Below are 16,866 nucleotides of genomic sequence, written 5' to 3'. Positions count from 1 at the left end.
ATGTTTTTTGCGGATCCTATGGTCCGCTCTTCTTGCTTTGTTTGATCTGCATCACGGGAGCGGCGCGCCGCTCCCGTGCCGTAAGCATTCAGGGCTAGCCGACCTTGCGCGTTTCAGTGGCGAAATAGACCGAGACCACCGTGATGATCGCGAGCGCGACCATGTAGAGCGAGATTGGCCAGGTCGCCGGCGCGTAAGCCGTCATCAGCCCGGTCGCGATCAGCGGTGACAGCGCGCCAGCGAAGATCGAGGCGAGGTTGTAGCCGAGCGAGACGCCGCTGTAGCGCACCTTGGTGCCGAATAGCTCCGACAGGAAGCTAGCCTGCGGCCCGTACATTGCGGCATGCCCGATCGCGAGGCCGAGCGCGATCGCGATCCAGGCAAGGTGCGGGTTCTTGGTCGCCAGCAGCATGAACAGCGGGAACGACATCAGTGCCGAGAACACCGCGCCGAAAATATAGATCGGCCGGCGCCCAACCTTGTCGGAGAGCGCACCGAACGCCGGAATGGTGAAGGTCTCGATGGCGGCCGCGATCAGCACGCCGTTCAGCATGTCCTGCTTGTTCATGCCGAGCGATTGCGTCGCATAGGCGAGCACGAAAGTGGCGTAGATGTAGAAGAAGCCGTTCTCCGCGAAGCGCGCGCCCATCGCCAGCAGGATGTTCTTGGGATACATCCTGATCGCCTCGAGGATCGGCATCTTCACTTCCTGCTTGGTGTCCTTCACCTTCTGGAATTCCGGCGATTCCGCGATGGTGAAGCGGATCCAGAGGCCGACCAGCACCAGCGCGATCGAGAACAGGAACGGGATGCGCCAGCCCCAGGCATAGAGCTGCGCGTCTGATAGCGTCGAGGACACCACCGTGAACACCAGCGTGCCGAGCACGAGGCCGAGCGGCGCGCCGAGTTGTGGCCAGCTGCCGTAAAAGCCCTTCTTGTCCGCAGGCGCATGCTCGACCGCCATCAGCACCGCGCCGCCCCATTCGCCGCCAAGACCAAAACCCTGAACCAGACGGCAGGTGACGAGCAGCACCGCGGCCCAGACGCCGGCGGTCTCATAGGTCGGAAGGAATCCAATCGCCGCGGTGGCCGCACCCATGATCAGCAGGGTGAGATAGAGCATGGTTTTGCGGCCGATCTTGTCGCCGTAGTGACCGAACACGACCCCGCCGAGCGGACGCGCGATGAAGCCGAGCGCATAGGTCGCGAACGCCAGCAGCGTGCCGATCATCGGATCGAAGGTCGGAAAGAACAGCTTGTTGAAGATCAGCGCCGCGGCGGTGCCGTAGAGGAAGAAGTCGTACCATTCGATGGCCGTGCCGATCAGGCTCGCAGTAGCGACCGTGACGTGCGACGGCTGTCTGGTCTGAAGCTGACGGACTGAGATCGCTTCACTCATCTGGCGTCCTCCCTGGTTGCAAATGCGCATGTGCAGCATGCGTCATTGTGCAAAGCGAAGAGCAAGGTCCGCGCCAGATGCTGTCGCTTTACGCAAAATGGCGGAAAGTCCAGCAGATTCAGTGCAAGCGTCGGGAAAGAGGCGCAACGCGCCGTGTCCGGAATCCGAGACTCCGGACACGCGCTGTCTCGAATCTCAGATCGAGGCGGCGCCCGAGGCGAGGCCGAACTTCGCGAGCTTCTTGTAGAAGGTCGCGCGCGAGATCTGGAGCATCTTGGCTGCTTCCGAGATCTGGCCGTTGCTGGCGGCAAGCGCCTGTTCCAGCGTGTGCTTCTCGAACTCGGCTTCGGCTTCCGCATAGGGCAGGACGAGACCGGTCGGCCGCATTGGTGCCGCTTGTATCATCTCCGCGCTCACGGGGAGAATGCGATCGAAATCGTCGCTGGTGAGGCGTCCCGAATCGCTCAGGATCAACGCGCGTTCCAGGATGTTGCGCAGCTCGCGGACATTGCCGGGCCAGCCGTACCGCGCCAGCGCAGTCAGACCGCTCGGCGTGATCCTGGCATTGAGATAGTCGCCGGATGCGCTGATGTCTTCCAGCAGCCGGCCGCAGATCTCCGGCAAGTCGTCCAGGCAATGACGCAGCGGCGGCAGCACGATCGAGAGCACGTTGAGCCGGTAGTAGAGATCGGCCCGGAATGTCCCCTCGCTGACCCGCTTGTGCAGGTCGACATTGGTGGCAGCAATTACGCGCACATCGACCTTGGTGACCTTGTCGGAGCCGAGCGGTTCGATCTCCCGCTCCTGCAGAACGCGCAGCAGCTTGGCCTGCAATTGCAGCGGCATCTCGCCGATCTCGTCGAGAAACAGCGTACCGCCGTCGGCGACCCGGAATTTGCCGTCGCGGCCCTTGCGGTCCGCACCGGTGTAGGCGCCCGGCGCCGCCCCGAAGAACTCCGATTCGATCAGCGTATCCGGGATCGCCGCGACGTTGACGCTCACGAAAGGCTTTTCGGCGCGCGCGGACGCATTGTGGATTGCCTGCGCCAGCATTTCCTTGCCGGTGCCGGTCTCGCCCGTGAGCAGGACGGTGACGCTTTGGCGCGCTGCACGGCCTGCGAGCTTCTTGGCCTGCGCGATGCCTGCGGTGCTGCCGACATAGTCCTCGAAGGTGAAGCGTGCGGCGCGCGCGTGCGACAATTGTCGTCGCGCCAGCCGCAGGTCGTTCTCGAGCTGGGCGACGCGACCGAGCAGCGGCTTCAGGCCTTCGAGGCGATCGTAGAGCACGAAGCCGATTGCACCGATGATGTTGCCCTTCTCGTCCTCGATCGGCATGCGGGTGACGACGAGCTGCTCTCCCCCAAGCTCCATGATGTCGAGGATGATCGGCTCGCCCGTCTCCACGACCCTGCGCATCAGGCTGTTGGGGATGACCTCCTCGATCGGACGGCCAAGCGCCTCGGATTCATGTGAGAGGCCGATCGCGGTCACGTATTTCTCATTGACATAGACCACGCGCCCGCTGCGATCGATCGCGATGGCGCCCTCGCACAGATGCTCCAGCCGCTCGAACAGCGTCTCCATCGCGCGGGCGCGGATATAGGCGGGGTCACTGACGACGGAAGAGGGACCAGACATGGCGTACCTCGGGGAGGTCTGCCTGTGTATTACCAAAAAGGCTGTAATTTCAAAGAGCGAAAACGGGGTCTAGCCAGCTCGCAAAGTCTGTCCACCGTCACCCTGAGGTGGCCGCTTCTTCAGCGGCCTCGAAGGGCGACGGCCCGGCTGGCAGTTCGGCCTTACATCCTTCGAGGCTCCCCATGCGCCGCGTTGCGCCGCACGGCTCGTACCTCAGGATGACGGATCAGTCTTGCGCCCCTACCGCCGATACCCGCTCGCCCGCGAATAGCCCTGGCGGTTCTGCTGCATCGGGCGGGCGGAGACGCTGCCGCGCGATTCGCTGGACGCGGGGGTGGCGAGCTTCAGCTCCTCCAGGAAGATGGGCCGCGCGAAATAATAGCCCTGCGCGTAGCGGATCTTGGTCGCGGCCTGGAGATAGGCGAGCTCCTCATAGGATTCGATGCCTTCGGCAATGACCGTCATGCCGAGCGCTTCGCTCAAGGATTCGATCGCGCGCAAAATGCCCTGGCTGCGCGGCCGCTTATGGATGTCGGTGATGAAGGAGCGGTCGATCTTGATCTCGTCGGCGGTGATGTCGGCGAGCGCCGACAGCGACGAATAGCCGGTGCCGAAATCGTCGATGGAGATGCCGACGCCGAGCTTGCGGAACATCGGCAGGATCTCGGCCTGGAAGTGGTTCTTGGCGACGAAGGCATCTTCCGTCACCTCGATCATGAATCGCCGGGGAAAGCCGGTGTCATCGAGCGCCTGGGCGAAATTGCGCATGAATTCGGGGTTGCCGGCCTGCTTGGCGGCGACGTTGATGCTGATGGTCGCTTCCGCGCCAAAGGTCTCGTTGATCAGGTCGATCGACTTGACGATCTCGGCGAGCACGAGATGAGTGAGCTCGTCGATCAGACCGAGCTCGCCGGCGAGATTGATGAAGGAGCCCGGTGCCTGGATGACGCCCTCGTCGTCGCGCAGGCGCACCAGCGCTTCGATGCCCTTCACGGCTTGCGTGCGGATGTCGACCTTGGACTGGAAGGCGCAGCAGAAGCGTTTCTCGAGGATGGCCATCCGCAGCGACTGCTCGATCTTCATCCGCGCCAGCGCCTCGCGCTCCATGCCGGTATCGAAGAAGGCGGCGGATCCCTTGCCGTTGTTCTTGATGCGGTACATCGCGATGTCGGCGTTCTGGCGCAGCGTCTCGAAGCTGCTTCCATGGTCGGGATACAGGCTGATACCGACCGAGGTCGAGGCGAACACTTCCGAATTGTCGATGAAGAAGGGAGCCGTCAGCCGCTCCAATGTCGAGGTCATGAATTCGGCGACTTCCTCCTGGCTCCGGATAGGCGAGAGCAGCAGCAGGAATTCGTCGCCGGAGATGCGCGACAGCATATCGGACTCGCGCAAGTCGCGCCCGAGCCGTTTCGAAAGCTCGACCAGCAGCGCGTCGCCGACGGCGTGGCCGTAATAGTCGTTGATGTGCTTGAAATTGTCGACGTCGAGAAAGGCCAGCGCGAAGCGCTCGCCGCTGCGATCGCGGCCGAGCAGGCTGTTGGCGCGATGCTCGATGACGCGCCGCGAGGGCAGTCCGGTCAACTCGTCGAAATAGGCCGAGCGAAACAGCTGGTCCTCGAAATTTTTCTGCTCGGTGATGTCGGCGGACGCCGAGATCAAGAGTTCGCGGCCGGCGAGCTGCACCGGTCGGTGGGTGGTCAACAACACCTGGCGCGCAGGACCGTCCTGAAGCGCTTCTTCGGAGACGACAGGCTGCCCGGCCCGGAGCGCGCGCTCACAGGCCTCGCGACGCTGCGCGAGATCCGGCGACGGACGGCTGCCGTCCATGCCGAGCTGGGCGGCGGCGACATCGTTAACCAGGAGAAGCTTGCCTTGCGCGTCCTGCACGGTGAGGCCGGCAGGCAGCATTCTAACGATTTCCTTGAGAAATCCGAGTTCGGCTTCGCTGGCGCCGTTATGTGTATTGTCGTTCATAGAAGTCATGAATCTTGTTGTTTCAGCGCCTTTGCAATGAGCGCGATCATGCGCAGTTCCCTCTTAGGTTTGGTTAAGGAGTCCGCTGAAATACGGGGGTGTTCCGGGGAGAAACGTCGTGCCGCGAGGCGCGCCGTCGATCGTCATTAACAGAACGTCAACGGCACTTGCGAAAGCGCGGGCGAAGCGCGCGCTTGTCTTTCGTTTGCGGCGAGGTGAGAGGCGTCACGAGCGCTGATTGAATCCGATGTGAGCTCCGGGGGCGGTCCACCTCTCCCCGCCGGGGAGAGGTGACCAGCTCTATTCGCTCCTGGGAATGCGACACTGCATGATGCAGTGCAGCCCAGTCTTCAAATATGAGATCTCGGTCTTGCCGTCGAAGGCTGACAGCGCGGACTTCAAGAGCTTGGTACCGAAGCCCGGCGTGGAGATTTCGCCAACGGTCGGCCCCTCGGTTTCGTCCCACGTGATGGTCAGACGATCGTCATTGAGGGTCCATGACACCTGCAACAATCCGCGCGGTGCGGAGAACGCGCCGTATTTGCCGGCGTTGGTGGCAAGCTCGTGAAACATCAATGACAGTGTCACCGCGAGCTTCGGCGGCAGGAACAGCCGCTCTCCGTTGAGGGTGAAGCGGACATGGCCGTACGGGCCGAGCTCGGAGATCAGGAGATCGCGGATGTCGCAACCGCCCTTGTCGATCCGCGAGATCAGATCGTCGGTCGCGGCCAGCGAACGCAGCCGCGGGTCGATCCGGGCCCAGACCTGCGGCTGGTCGTGCAGCACCTGATGCAGCACGGCGTGCACGGTCGACAGCTTGTTCTTCAGCCGGTGCTGCAGCTCGTCGACCAGCAGCTTGCGATACTCTTCCTCTTCGATCAGCCGCCTGGAGATCCGGCGCTGCTCGGCAAGCATCGTTCGATAGTGCTCGACGCCCCAGATGGTCAGGGCGCAGACGCCCCAATAGAGCGTCAACAGCGCGAAGCGCGCACGATCGGCAGACACATCGTCGAAATTCAGGACGACACCGAGCACGCCGCCGACCAGCGCGGTCACGATACCGACCCGAAATCCTCCGAAGGCCGCTGCAAAGAACACGGCGGGGAAGTACGGCGTGAAATAGACGTCGGGGCGCACATGCGCGAGTCCCCAGCGCGCCAAAGTCGAAAGCAGCAGGCAGGCCAGCGCGAACGCAAGGCTCAGGCCCAGCGACGGCGTCGCCACGCCCCGCCAGCCCTTGCGGAATTCGTCGATTAGCTTCCCCATGCGCGGCCCGGTTGCGATCTCCGTCCGAAAATCGAGAGGCGGGCCACGATGTTACGCATCTCGGATGCGCAAGCAAAGCTTGCCTTGTCGCTATCAGGCTGGAACAGCGATGGTTGCGGCGCTTGATGTCGCAGCGATGTCATCGATCGGTGTCCGCCATTTGGCATCAAATCATTCGAAAACAGGCCCATTCCAGGGCCTGGCTTGACGGCGTGGTTACGGTGATCACGGGTGCGACGAGCGGGATCGGATTAAGTACCGCGCAAGTCTTGGTTGCCGAAGGTGCCAAAATTGTGATCGCGGGCCGGCGTCTACCGGAGAGCGAGGCGGTGCTGTGCGTAAGGCGTTTGATCGGGGAGTGTAGCGGCGCGCGAGGTGCCGTCGGGTGGGCAAAGGCGCGCCCCTCGCGCGCCGTGCCCACCAACTTCCTCTCATTGAGAAATGGTGGGCTCGGCGCTCTGTGCCTTTGCCCACGCTACGAGAGCGGCGGCTACACCGCCTTCATCCTCACCCTCAATCCATCCCGCGGCTTCGGAATCGGCCACATCTGCCACTCCGGCTTGTAGCCAGGCTCCAGCGACACCTCGATGTTCTGCAGGAAGTGCCGCGCGAAGCATTTCGCCTGCATGTAGGCGAAATGCAGGCCGAGGCACATATGGGCGCCGCCGCCGAACGGAATCCAGGCGAAGCGATGGCGATTGCGCTGGGCCTCCTCGGTAAAGCGCAAGGGATCGAAGCGATCAGGCTCCGGCCAGATATCCTTCATGTGGTGCGTGTAGAGTGGATTGACGCCGACAGCGGTTCCGGCGGGAATCGCATAGCCCTTGAAGGTGAAATCGCGCATCGCGCGCCGCGGCATCGAGGGCACCGGCGGCTTGATCCGCAGCGCTTCCTTGAAGGCCATTTCCGACAGCGGCATTTTTTCGAGATCATCGAAGCTGCTGGCTGCATCCGGCGCGAGCCCCAGCGCGAGAACTTCGCTGCGCAGCCGGCTCTGCCAGTCGGGATTGGCGGCGAGCTCACCGATGAAAGACGTCAGCGACGAGGTCAGCGTGTCGTGCGCGGCCATCATCAGGAAGCTCATATGGTCGATGATGTCCTGGTCGGACAGCAGCGCGCCATCCTCATGGGTGGCGCGGCAGAGATGCGAGAACAGATCATCGCCGCCGTGATTGCCACGTCGCAGCGGAATCTGCTCGCGGAAATAGGCGATGATGCGCTTGCGCCCCCTCACGCCTGCCGCCATCTGCGTGCCGGGAAGGGGACGGCGGATCGGGGCGACCGCAGCCGCCACCATGTCGACGAAGGCGCGGTTGATCTCGTCGACCTCCGGTCCGATGTCGGCGCCGAGAAAGGACGTCGCGGCGAGATCGAGCGTGAGCTGCTTCATCGCCGGATAAAGCCGCATCTCGCCCGGCTTGGCCTTCCATTGCGCGACGCGCGCGGAGATGCCGCGGTCGAGATCGCTGAGATAGGACTTCATCGGCCCGGACTTGAACGCGACCGACAACGCCTTGCGATGCAGCCTGTGCTCGTCGAAATCGAGCAGCATCAGCCCGCGCGGAAACAACAGGCCAAGCACGTTGTTCCAGCCATGGGTCGAGGAGAACAGCTTTTGCTGGTCGAACAGCACGAGCTCGTTGGCCTCGGGGCCGAGCAGCACGATGTTGGTCTCGCCGAAAATATGGGTGCGGTAGACCGGGCCGTATTTCGCGCCGTTTCGCTCGATATGCCCCTTGGGATCGGCGAGGACCTGAAACGTCTTGCCGATGACCGGCCAGCCTTCGTCGCCGGGGATGTGCGTCAGCTCATTGCGTTTCGGCGCGGTGTACTGAAGCGCGGATGTGGCCACATTCTGCATCGACATGACGATTGCTCCGGATGGCTGACCCCGACGACATAGCACAAAACCGGCACGATGACGTGGGTGTCGTCACATACTCCGCGGGTCGTCCCGGCCTTCCGGGACGACCACTGGATAGTCTTGCGCGCCTACCGCTTCGCCGCTTCCTTCTGCAAATCCGGCGCGTTGACGGCGGGAATCGCGACCCGGCCGGGGCCGGTGACCTTCAATGCCTCGGCGGCCTTCTCGTTCTGCATGATCTTGGCCATCACGGCCTGACCGGCGCGCTCGAAAATCGCGCGGTTCTCGATCACGAATTTTTGCGACCTGCGCAGGCCGTCGATATAGCCGTTGATTTCCGGCACGACATAGCGCGCCACCATGTCCCAGCTCCGGCGCGTGGCTTCCGGATTGGCCCAATCGTGCACGAAGCCGATGATGGCACCGACGCCGCCTGATACCTCCATCACGTTCTTGATGGTTTTGACGAGATCGTCGGGCGTGCCGATGGTGGACGCGGCACCTTCGACGAAGGCGGTCTTGTCCACGGCCTCGTCAGGCGAGGAGAAGGCGGTGAGGCCCGGCCGCTGCAGCGTGCCGACATTATATTCGTTGTGCCAGCGCATCAGCCCGGCGCCGGCCTCCTTGCGGGCCTGTTCGCGGCTTTCGGCGATGTGGAAGGTCAGCAGCACGCGCCAGTCGGCGCGGTCGACCTTCGTGCCGTGCTTCTTGGCGGCATCCTCGGCGAATTGCCATTGCTGCTGCAGCGACATCAGCCCCTGCGTCGTCATCGAGCCCAGCGAGATGATGCCGATGCCATATTTGCCGGCGAGGGTCATGCCCGACGGCGAGATCTGCGAGGCGACGACAAACGGCATCTCCTCCTGCAACGGCAGAAGCTGGAGCGCGGCGTCGTTCATGGTGAACCACTCGGTCTTGGCGGTGACACGCTCGCCATTGAAGAGGCGACGGATCACGTCGATCGCCTCATCCTGGCGATCGCGCTGCGTCATCGGGTCGATGCCGAGCGTATGTGCGTCCGAGGCCAGAGCGCCGGGGCCGGAGCCGAAGATGGCGCGGCCGCCGGTCATGTGGTCGAGCTGCACCATGCGCTGGGCGACGTTGAAGGGGTGGTGATAGGGCAGCGAGATCACGCCGGTGCCGAGCCTGATCCGCTTGGTGCGCTCGCCGGCCGCGGCCAGGAACATCTCGGGCGAGGCGATCATCTCCCAGCCGGAGGAATGGTGCTCGCCGCACCAGAACTCGTCATAGCCGAGCGCGTCGAGCTGCTCGACCAGATCGAGATCGCGCCGAAACTGGAGCATCGGATGCTCCCCGATCGGGTGATGCGGGGCAAGAAAGGCTCCAAACTTCAAGCGCGCCATGGCGTTCTCTCCGGCTGAGTTTTTTGTGTGTTGGTGGCGAGAGGCTACGTGTCCGACGGCACGAACGCAATCACGCGATGTCCCGCGCAGCGGAATGCAGGCATGCGCTCATCATCTCCCTCTCCCCGCTTGCGGGGAGAAGGCAAGGGGCCCGCAAATCTGACCTCCGAGGTAATGGCGGAGAGACCTGAGGGCTGAAATCATCAGTCCGGCAGTTCGAAGGGGCCCGCGCCGATGCATCAAACCGTCACAAAGCCCGTCGATTCGACCCGGCGCTGGTGGGTGCTGGCGATTGTCGTCGCCGCGCAATTCATGTTCGGCGTCGACGCCTTCATCGTGAACGTCGCCATCCCCACCATCGCGGTCGATCTGCACGCGAGCCCGGCGCAGATCGAATCCGTCATCGCGATCTATCTGATCGCCTATGCGACGCTGGTCGTCACCGGCGGCCGGCTTGGCGATATCCACGGCACCAGGAAGGTGTTTCTCGTCGGCGTGCTCGGCTTCACCGCGACGTCGCTGTGGTGCGGGCTCGCACATTCAGGCATGGAGCTGATCATCGCCCGGCTGGCGCAGGGTGCCACCGCAGCGCTGATGGTGCCGCAGGTGCTGGCGACCCTGCATCTGATGTTCACGGACGAGTCGCGCAGCCGCGCCTTCGCCATCTATGGCATCGTGCTCGGGCTCGCGGGTGCCGCCGGCTTTCTGCTTGGTGGTCTGCTGGTCACGATCGACCTTGCCCATACCGGCTGGCGTTCGGTGTTCTTCGTCAACGTGCCTTGCGGCCTCGTCATCGCCGCGGCTGCCTGGCTGATCATGCCGACGGTGCCGCGGCGAGCGGGCACAAGGCTCGACATCAAGGGCAGCGTGGTGTTGTTCGCAGGGCTGTTGTGCCTGATCGGCCCGCTGCTGTTCGGCCACGATGTCGGCTGGGCGCCGTGGTTGTGGGCGGTGATGGCAGGCGGCGGCGTGATCCTCTTTGCATTCGTCAAGCTCGAACACGCGGTCGCGCGCGCCGGCATGCCGCTGATCGATCTGACGCTGCTGGCGGATGCCGCGTTCCTGCGCGGGCTTGGCGCCGCCTTCTTTTTCTTTGCCGCCAATCTCTCGTTCTATCTGGTGATGACGCTGTTCATGCAGCGCGGCCTGAAGATCCCGCCGCTCGCGGCCGGCCTCGCCTTCATTCCGCTCGCGCTGGCCTTCGTCGTCGCCTCGCGCCATAGCGGCGCGCGGGCAAGGCATCGGGGTACCAGGGTTTTGCTCGAAGGCTGCGCGTTGCAGATCGCGGGCCTCGCCGCGCTTGCGCTTGTCGTAGACGCGCTCGACGCGCCGACGCCGATCGCGCTCGCGCTGATCATGCTCATCTTCGGCTACGGCCAGGGCCTGGTGATGGCGCCGCTGTCGGGCGCCGTGCTCTCGACCGTCAAGCCTGTCGCGGCGGGCTCGGCGTCGGGCATATACGGCACGACAGCGCAGATCGGAAATGCGGCCGGAGTGGCCGCGATCGGCGCGGTGTTCTTCGCAATCGAATCGTTGCAATCAGCGCGCGCAGGTTTTCTCGTCTCGCTCGCGCTGTTTGTGACATTAATCATGATGTCAGCCGCATTCCTGACGTGGATGCGCCGCGCATCTGCACGAAGTTGAGGCATTGGGGTTAATACATGCGGTTTTTCGCGGGATTTGGCGTGATTCCGCAGGGATCGGCAGCACACGGCCTTTTCATTTTGCACTGCAGCAACTATCTGGTCTGGGTAAACGTTGAAAGTCGCCCACCAGGAATTTGCCGTGTCGCTAGCCCGAAATGTCGATCTGTTGAGACGTTTGCCAAGGATGGACGGTCTGCGCCTGCCCGACTTCGGCGCAAGCGCTGACTCGTCCAGCCCGCTGCAGGAGGTCACCGGCTTTGGCGACAATCCCGGCGCCTTGCGCATGTTCGCCTTCGTGCCGGCGCAGTTGCAGAAGCCGCGCGCGCTCGTCGTCGTGCTGCACGGCTGCGGCCAGACGGCAGCGGCTTACGACCTCGGTGCGGGCTGGTCGACGCTCGCGCGTCACTATGGCTTTGCGCTCGTCATGCCCGAGCAGCAGCGCATCAACAATGGCAACACCTGCTTCAACTGGTTCAACCCTGACGACACCGCGCGCGACTCTGGCGAGGCGCGTTCGATCCGCGAGATGATCGCGCATATGGTCGGGGCGCATCGCGTCGATCCCAGGCGCATCTACATCACCGGTCTTTCCGCCGGCGGCGGCATGACCTCGGTGATGCTTGCGACCTATCCGGAGGTGTTCGCGGCCGGCGCGATCATCGCGGGTCTTCCCTACGGCATCGCGTCGAACTTGCGCGAAGCGCTCGACGGTATGTTTCACTCGCCTGAGCGGCCCGAGCGCGAGCTCGGCGATTTCGTGCGGCGGGCGTCCAACCATCGCGGATCCTGGCCGAAAGTGTCGGTGTGGCACGGCAGCGCCGACCGCACCGTCAATCCCGGCAACGCCAACGAGATCGTCAAGCAGTGGCTCGATCTGCACGACCTGCCGATGATCCCGATGGCCGAGACCGTCGTCGACGGCTATCCGCGTCAGGCCTGGTGGAACAGGGACGGCGAAACGCTGGTCGAGTCCTACGCCATCACAGGCATGGCGCACGGCACGCCGCTCGGGCTTGCCGACAACGATCAGCGCTACGGCGTCGAAGGCGCGTTCCTGATCGAGGCCGGCATTTCCTCGTCTTATCACATCGCAAAATTCTTCGGCCTCACCGGCTGGATTCAGGAGGCGAAGAAGGATGAGGCGAAGCCCGTCGCTCCGGCAAAGGCAGCCCCCGTGCGTTCGCCGGCGCCGCATCTCGCCCGCACGATCCGTGTGAAGGTGGCCGAGGAGAAGGCCGAGCCGAAGCGCGAGCAGGCTAGCCGCTTCGATCTCGGCCAGGTCATCACCCGCGCCATGACGGCGGCGGGATTGATGAAGTAGCGCGCGGCGCGCTCACATCTCGCCGGTGATGAACGGATTGGTCATCCGCTCCTGGCCGATGCTCGAGCCGGCGCCGTGGCCGCAGATGAAGCCGACGTCGTCGCCGAGCGGCAGCAGCTTCGTCATGATCGAGTTGATCAGCGTGGCGTGGCTGCCGCCGGGCAAATCGGTGCGCCCGACCGAGCCGGCGAACAAGACGTCGCCGACATGGGCAAAGCGCAAATCCCCGTTGAAGAACACCACGCTGCCCGGTGAGTGACCGGGGCAGTGCAGGATGTCGAACGTCAAGTCGCCGATCGATACGCTGTCGCCTTCGTCGAGCCAGCGGTCTGGCTCGAAATTGCGCACATCAGTCATGCCGAAGCGCGCGCCGCTCTCGACCACGTTGTCGAGCAGATATTTGTCCGCGACATGCGGGCCCTCGATCGGCACTTTCAGTGCATCGCGCAAGTCGGCCGCGCCGCCGACATGGTCGATATGGCCGTGGGTCAGCCAGATCTTCTCCACGGTGACGCCGGTCTGCTTGATCGCGTCCAGGATCTTCGGCACGTCCCCGCCGGGATCGATCACCACGGCCTTCTTGGAAGGCTCGTCCCAGATGATGGTGCAGTTCTGCTCGAACAGCGTCACGGGCACGATGATCGCGCCGGCTTTGGCTTGTTGGGTGTCGGTTTGCTCGCTCATGGCCTCACAATGCCGATTTTTGCTGCGCCGCCAAGCAAAATAGTCGTGGTCGGCCTGCGGAACAGGCTGATGTCACACGGTCGTCCCAATTGGTGTGGCTGTTTGAACCGGGGGCGTTGCTTCCGCGTTCTCTCGCGCGAAGCAGATTTCCAGGCGGATGTCCGAGATGGCACAGGGCGGCGACTTTTGGTGGCGCGACGGCATCTTCTATCAGATCTATCCGCGCTCCTTTCAGGACTCGGACGGTGACGGCGTCGGCGATCTCGCCGGCATTTTGCGACGACTGCCTTATGTGAAATCGCTCGGCGTCGATGCGATCTGGCTGTCGCCGATCTTCCCCTCGCCGATGGCCGATTTCGGCTACGACATCTCCGACTATACGGGTATTGATCCGCTGTTCGGCACCATGACGGATTTCGACGCGCTGCTCGCCGCCGCGCACGACAACGGATTGAAGCTGATCCTCGATCTCGTCCCGAACCACACCTCCGACCAGCATCCCTGGTTCGTCGAGAGCCGCGCCTCGCGCGATAACCCCAGGCGCGACTGGTACATCTGGCGCGATCCGGCGCCCGATGGCGGCGTCCCGAACAACTGGCTGTCCGAGTTCGGCGGCAGCGCGTGGCAATTCGACGAGGCCACCGGCCAATATTACTACCACGCCTTCCTCGCCCAGCAGCCGGACCTCAACTGGCGCAACCCCGATGTCCGCGCGGCGATGTACGACGTGATGCGGTTCTGGCTCGAGAAAGGCGTCGACGGCTTTCGCGTCGACGTGATCTGGCACCTGATCAAGGATGCCGCGTTTCGCGACAACCCGCCGAACCCGCGCTATGTCGAGGGCCGGCCGCCGAACGAGAAGATCCTGACGCAATACTCCACCGACCAGCCGGAGGTGTTCGACGTCATCGCCGAGATGCGGCGCGTCACCGATGCCTATTCCGCGCGCGTCTTGATCGGCGAGGTCTATCTGCCGCTGCACCGCCTGATGGCCTATTACGGCAACGATCTCACCGGCGCGCAAATGCCGTTCAATTTCGCGTTGCTCTCGACCTTCTGGAGCGCGCGCTCGATCGAGAAGATCATCGAGGATTACGAGAAGGCGCTGCCCACAGGCGCCTGGCCGAACTGGGTGCTCGGCAATCACGATCGCCCGCGCGTTGCGAGCCGTGTCGGTCCCGAGCAGGCCCGCATCGCCGCCATGCTGCTGCTGACACTGCGCGGCACGCCGACGCTCTATTACGGCGACGAGATCGGCATGCATCAGCTCGCGATCGCGCCGGAGGACGTTCGCGATCCCTTCGAGAAGAACGTGCCCGGCATCGGCGTCGGTCGCGACGGCTGCCGTACGCCGATGCAATGGGATTCGTCGCAGTTCGGCGGCTTCTCGGACGTCAGACCATGGTTGCCGCTGCCCGACGACCATATCCATGAGAACGTCGTCAATCTCGAAGCCGACGCGCGCTCGATCCTCAGCCTGTGCAAGCGTCTGATCGCGCTGCGGAAGAGTTCGCCCGCGCTTGTCGCCGGCGACTATCATCCGATCGCCGCGCAAGGCGACCTGCTGATCTATCGCCGTGAGGCCGAGGGCAGGGCGCTCATCGTGGTGCTCAATCTCGGCCCCGAGCCGATTGCGGTGACCACCAGTTCGATCCGCTTTGGCAGCGAGATATTGCTGTCGACGTTCCTGGATCGCGAGGGGGAGAGGCTTGAGGGCGTGCTGGATCTGCGTGGCAATGAGGGCGTCGTGGTGGCGCCGCCTCATACCTAGCCGTCGTCCTGGAACAGCGAAGCGCAGATCCAGGATCCATTACCCCAGGGATGAGTTTGGCGAAGGCCGGTGGTTACTAGCTCGGGCGACGACGAACCCTTGGGGTGATGGGTCCTGGCTTTCGCCAGGACGACGCTGTGACACTATCCCGGATGCTTGTTCCCAGCGTTGCTCTCGTCGATATCGCTCCGTTTCAACAGATAGTCCAGCCCGCCAACGCGATACCAGCGATAGCCATACGGCTCCAGCACGACGCGGTGCTGGCCGCGCTTGTCGGCGTGGCTGTGGTCTTCCGCCAGCAAATTGATCAGGTGCTCACCGGCATCGCCGGGCAGTCCCGCCGAGAACGTGGTCTCCCGCGGCTTCTCATCCAGATTGTGCACGAACAGCACGGAATTGTTGCGCCAGTCGTAACGCATGATGAAGACGGCGGGATCGCGCGTCGCGATGATGGCGAAATCGCCCCAGCCGATCTCCGGCACTTCCTTGCGCATGCGCACGATACGCTCGGTCCAGTTCAGCATCGAATTCGGATCGCGCCGCTGTTTTGCGACATTGAGGTGCTCGAAGCCGTAGGGCCCCTTATCGATGACGGGGCTCGCCGGCTTGCTGCTCTTGGTGAAGCCGCCCTGCGGCTCGGTCGACCATTGCATCGGTGTGCGCGCGCAATTGCGCTCCGGCAGCGAGAGATCGTCGCCCATGGCGATCTCGTCGCCGTAGCGGATCACAGGCGTTCCCGGCAGTGTGCACATCAGGCTGTAGGCGAGCTCGAGCCGCCGTCGGTCGCCGCCCAGCATCGGCGCGAGCCGGCGGCGGATGCCACGGTCGTAGAGCTGCATGTCCTTGTCCGGACCAAAGCGCTTGAAGACCAGGTCGCGTTGCGCCTTGGTCAACCGGCCGAGATCGAGCTCGTCGTGATTGCGCAGGAACAGGCCCCATTGCGCCGCGGCCGGCCGCGGCTTGGTCGCCTTCAGCGCCTTCGCCAGCGGACGCGAATCGCCGGACGCTAGCGCATAGAACAGGTTCTGGTTGGCCTGGAAGTTGAACATCATGTGCATGCGGTCGCCATCGCGGCCGAAATAGTCCATGTCGGTTTCCGGCTTCACGTTGGCTTCGGCGAGGATGATGGCGTCGCCCTGCCGCCATTGCAGGAATTCGCGGAAGGTGCGCAGCATGTCGTATTGCTCGACGGGCTTCCTGACCTTCGCGCCCTTGGTGGCGATCACGAAGGGCACGGCGTCCATGCGGAAGCCGGAGACGCCGAGCTGGATCCAGAAGCCCATGATCTTCAAAATCTCGGCCTGCACATCCGGATTCGAGGTGTTGAGATCGGGCTGGAAATCGTAGAAGCGATGGAAGAACCAGGCGCCGGCTTCCTTGTCGCGGGTCCATGTCGACTTCTGGACACCGGGAAACACCATACCGGTGTTGGCGTTGGCCGGCTTCTTGTCGGACCACACATACCAGTCTCGGTAGGGCGAGTTCTTGTCGCGCCTCGCTTCCTTGAACCATTGATGCTGGTCCGAGGTGTGGTTGACGACGAGGTCGATGATGACTCGGATGCCGCGCTGCTTGCAGCCATGGGTGAACTCGACGAAATCGCCGAGCGTGCCGTAACGGGAATCGACGCTGTAATAGTCGGCGACATCGTAACCATCGTCGCGGCCGGGCGAGGTCTGGAACGGCATCAGCCAGATCGTGGTGATGCCGAGCCCGTGCAGATAATCGAGCCGGCGCAGCAGGCCCTTGAAGTCGCCGATGCCGTCGCCGTTGGCATCCATATAGGTGCCGACCGACAGGCAATAGATCACGCCGTTTTTGTACCAGAGATCGTCGATCATGCGCGCGCAGCCTCATTCGCTCCGTCCGCAACTGTCGGCGGCTGCGTGATAAGCGATTTGAGCTGGCCTGGTTCCCACGCTGGAGGTGTCGTCCT

The 16,866-nt window shown here is 63.5% G+C and carries 11 protein-coding genes and 1 pseudogene; 4 read left to right on the top strand and 8 right to left on the bottom strand.

Features of this window, described 5'->3' with window-relative positions; genetic code table 11:
- Window positions 1-94: 94 nt before the first annotated feature.
- The 4 genes from L6639_RS07875 to L6639_RS07860 form a co-directional block, all read right to left on the bottom strand.
- Entirely contained in the window at window positions 95-1,399 is a 1,305-nt protein-coding gene (locus L6639_RS07875; RefSeq protein ID WP_237860484.1) for an MFS transporter, read from the bottom strand.
- A 195-nt stretch (window positions 1,400-1,594) separates the two neighbouring features.
- A complete protein-coding gene (locus L6639_RS07870; protein WP_237860482.1) occupies window positions 1,595-3,037 on the bottom strand; it encodes a sigma-54 interaction domain-containing protein in 1,443 nt (480 codons plus the stop codon).
- 240 nt (window positions 3,038-3,277) lie between these two features.
- The gene (locus L6639_RS07865) at window positions 3,278-5,014 is read right to left on the bottom strand and encodes a putative bifunctional diguanylate cyclase/phosphodiesterase (RefSeq protein ID WP_237860480.1); all 1,737 of its coding nucleotides are present in this window, start codon (window positions 5,012-5,014) and stop codon (window positions 3,278-3,280) included.
- Between the two features lie 300 nt (window positions 5,015-5,314).
- Entirely contained in the window at window positions 5,315-6,280 is a 966-nt protein-coding gene (locus L6639_RS07860) for a sensor histidine kinase (RefSeq protein ID WP_237860478.1), read from the bottom strand.
- Between the two features lie 173 nt (window positions 6,281-6,453).
- On the opposite strand from L6639_RS07860, the pseudogene L6639_RS07855 reads away from it, so the two are divergent.
- Window positions 6,454-6,639: pseudogene (locus L6639_RS07855) on the top strand (SDR family NAD(P)-dependent oxidoreductase); the annotation flags it as partial.
- A gap of 131 nt (window positions 6,640-6,770) precedes the next feature.
- Here L6639_RS07855 and L6639_RS07850 read toward each other — a convergent pair.
- Both L6639_RS07850 and L6639_RS07845 read right to left on the bottom strand, forming a co-directional pair.
- On the bottom strand, window positions 6,771-8,147 hold the full coding sequence (locus tag L6639_RS07850; RefSeq protein ID WP_237860476.1) for a cytochrome P450: 1,377 nt from the start codon (window positions 8,145-8,147) through the stop codon (window positions 6,771-6,773).
- A 125-nt stretch (window positions 8,148-8,272) separates the two neighbouring features.
- Window positions 8,273-9,508 carry an LLM class flavin-dependent oxidoreductase gene (locus tag L6639_RS07845; protein ID WP_237860474.1) on the bottom strand — a complete coding sequence of 412 codons (1,236 nt, stop codon included), beginning with the start codon at window positions 9,506-9,508 and terminating at the stop codon, window positions 8,273-8,275.
- A gap of 234 nt (window positions 9,509-9,742) precedes the next feature.
- Here L6639_RS07845 and L6639_RS07840 point away from each other — a divergent pair, with 234 nt between their 5' ends.
- Window positions 9,743-11,152, top strand: coding sequence for an MFS transporter (locus tag L6639_RS07840; protein ID WP_237860471.1), 1,410 nt, complete (start codon window positions 9,743-9,745; stop codon window positions 11,150-11,152).
- A gap of 141 nt (window positions 11,153-11,293) precedes the next feature.
- Entirely contained in the window at window positions 11,294-12,475 is a 1,182-nt protein-coding gene (locus tag L6639_RS07835) for an extracellular catalytic domain type 1 short-chain-length polyhydroxyalkanoate depolymerase (RefSeq protein ID WP_237860469.1), read from the top strand.
- Between the two features lie 12 nt (window positions 12,476-12,487).
- Here L6639_RS07835 and L6639_RS07830 read toward each other — a convergent pair whose 3' ends face one another.
- The gene (locus L6639_RS07830; RefSeq protein WP_237860466.1) at window positions 12,488-13,159 is read right to left on the bottom strand and encodes an MBL fold metallo-hydrolase; all 672 of its coding nucleotides are present in this window, start codon (window positions 13,157-13,159) and stop codon (window positions 12,488-12,490) included.
- Between the two features lie 166 nt (window positions 13,160-13,325).
- Here L6639_RS07830 and L6639_RS07825 point away from each other — a divergent pair, with 166 nt between their 5' ends.
- Window positions 13,326-14,930, top strand: a complete 1,605-nt coding sequence (locus tag L6639_RS07825; protein WP_237861304.1) for an alpha-amylase family glycosyl hydrolase — start codon at window positions 13,326-13,328, stop codon at window positions 14,928-14,930.
- A 143-nt stretch (window positions 14,931-15,073) separates the two neighbouring features.
- Here L6639_RS07825 and L6639_RS07820 read toward each other — a convergent pair whose 3' ends face one another.
- On the bottom strand, window positions 15,074-16,771 hold the full coding sequence (locus L6639_RS07820) for an alpha-amylase family protein (protein ID WP_237860464.1): 1,698 nt from the start codon (window positions 16,769-16,771) through the stop codon (window positions 15,074-15,076).
- Window positions 16,772-16,866 lie beyond the last annotated feature (95 nt).

Origin of the sequence: Bradyrhizobium zhengyangense (assembly GCF_022012555.1) — a bacterium.
GTDB classification, from domain to species: domain Bacteria; phylum Pseudomonadota; class Alphaproteobacteria; order Rhizobiales; family Xanthobacteraceae; genus Bradyrhizobium; species Bradyrhizobium zhengyangense.
Note: the sequence above shows the minus strand (reverse complement) of the source record. Positions and strands in the feature narration are given on the sequence as shown.